Here is a 2,143-nt window from a genome sequence, read left to right on the forward strand (position 1 = left end):
GGTGCCGGTGCTTCCTGCGCTGCTCATGAGCGTCCCTTGGGGTGGATAGGGCGGTGGCTGCCGGCGCGGAGCCCGGAGTCGATGACGAGTTGGCTGCGGCGCGACTGGCCGGGGCGGGCCGAGTTCGCGGCGTCGGTGAGCAGGTCGGCGCATTCGGCCGGGGTGATGTGTCCGCCTGCGGCGAGGCCACCGGCGGTGAAGGCCGCCCGGTTGAGCTTCTCGCTGAACGCGGTGCCCGAGGGCGCCTGGGCGCAGTCCCGGACCTCGGCGAGGAGGGGGGCGAGGATGCGGTGGGCGTCGTCGGTCCCGTTCGCCCGCATGACCCGCGTGGTCCGCGTACGGCCGCGGCGGGGCGGGGCGGTCCGCTCCGGCGCCGGGAGGGCGGGGTGGTGGCCGGTGCGGGCGAGTTCGGCGTTGAGCCACAGCGGCAGCGGGGCGGGCGTGCGGGAGCCGGGCAGGGGCTCGTAGCGGCCGTCCGCGGTACGGGTGCCGGGCGCGACGATGTAGCCGCCGGTGGCCCGGACGTCGACCTGCCAGGCGAGGGCGGTACGGGTGCTGCTGCCGCTGGAGGAGCGGATGGCGGGGCCGCCCAGGGGGGCGCGGTACCAGATGTGCAGGCCTCCGCTGGGGGTGCGCACGCGCAGGGTCCCGGCGTCCTGGGCGGGGTCGGGACGGCGGCGGAGGGCCGCGAGCAGCGCGAGGGTGTCGTAGCCGGAGCTCAGGCCGCTCAGGTCGACGCGTTCGTCGATGGGAATGCCGGGCAGCAGGCGCTGACGGTCCGGCAGCGGGGCCGGGTGGGTGTCCACGTCGATGACGACGACACCGGCCGGACCGCAGGACACGCCGACGCCGAACCGCGGCTCCTGGTGCCACCAGTCCCTGATGACACCGGTGTCGGTGGTGGCCGCGTGGAAGCCGTGGCACCAGCGTCCCTCCCCCGGGCAGGGGCAGGCGGCGGGGGCGTGCTGGTCCTCCCGGCAGCGGGCGCAGTTCGCGGGCGGTGTTTTGGTCCCTGGGGCGAGGGGGTGGACGGGCATCCCCTCGGAGGCCAGCCGGAGCGCCGTCTCAAGCCCGTACGCGGAGCCGACGGCTGCCGCTGGCGGCGGCGTTGCGCTGTGGGCTGGCACGTGTTTCTTCCTCGGCGGTGCGGCGGGGCTCGGTCGGGCTGTGTGGGCTGGTCGGAGACTCGGCCCCGTTCCCGGGCAGGGACTGAAGGGACCAAACTTTCACAATGCCGGAGCCTAGCGCAGCGACACGCCGAGACGGTGCAGGCAGCTGCGACTGTTTTGATTTTTCAGTCCCTTGAGTCCCTCCCCGGCGGGAGCCGGTCTGGGCCCTAGGTGGGCCACTCGCCCCAATTGCCGGTTTCCCCGGTCCCTGGAGGCCAGGGACTGAGGTCTCCGACCCCTCCAGCGCCCCTCCCCCTCGTCCCAGCTCCCCGTGGAACAGGGACGGAACGGTCGTCAGACCCTCTTCGGTCCCTGGTCCCTTCGGTCACTGACAAACCTGCAGGTCAGGCTGGTGCCGTCGAAATCTCAGGGACCGAACAGGGACCGAAGGGACTCAATTTTCTAGTTATAACGCCAATATGGCACTGGTACTTCTTACGCCCGCGCATACACACACGCACGTAAAGGCTGGAAGAGTGAAAACTGAGTCCCTTCAGTCCCTGCCTCTTCCCCCGAAACAGCTCTGACCTGCGAAAACGTGGAGGGACCAAGGGACTGAGGGACCAAGGGACTGAACGAGACCCGCTGGAGAGCCCCTCCGGTCCCTCTCCAGGCGGGCGCTTCCAGCCCGGATCGGCTTCAGTCCCTCCCTCTCACGGCCAGGGACTGAAGCAGCTCGGGCCCACCGCTCACAACGCCCACCAGCAGTACAGCCCCTGCCCCGACCCCTGAGCCTGCCGAGCGAGCGGGGGCCAGACCCTCCAGAATCCCCCTCGCAGCGCGACTCTCGACCCCGGCCAGCAGCAGCTCATCGGTCATCGACCACAGCTCCGCGAAGCGCCCGAACTCCTCAGCCCGCCCCGATATCGCCCCGGTGTGCTACCCGGTTCGGCTGTCGTAACCCAGGTCCCGGCGGATATAGTGGGCCCACAAGTTACTCAGGCGCGAAGGGCCCTCCACCCAGTGGAGGGCCC

1 protein-coding gene is annotated in these 2,143 nt (G+C 71.3%); it reads right to left on the reverse strand.

The genetic code is table 11. The features are described from left to right. Positions 1–23: 23 nt before the first annotated feature. Positions 24–1,037 (reverse strand): bifunctional DNA primase/polymerase, encoded by a 1,014-nt coding sequence (locus tag AB0O29_RS35315; RefSeq protein ID WP_365160374.1) that lies wholly within the window; start codon positions 1,035–1,037, stop codon positions 24–26. Between the last annotated feature and the right edge of the window lie 1,106 nt (positions 1,038–2,143).

Origin of the sequence: Streptomyces sp. NPDC089915, from assembly GCF_040684675.1 — a bacterium.
Classification (GTDB): domain Bacteria; phylum Actinomycetota; class Actinomycetes; order Streptomycetales; family Streptomycetaceae; genus Streptomyces.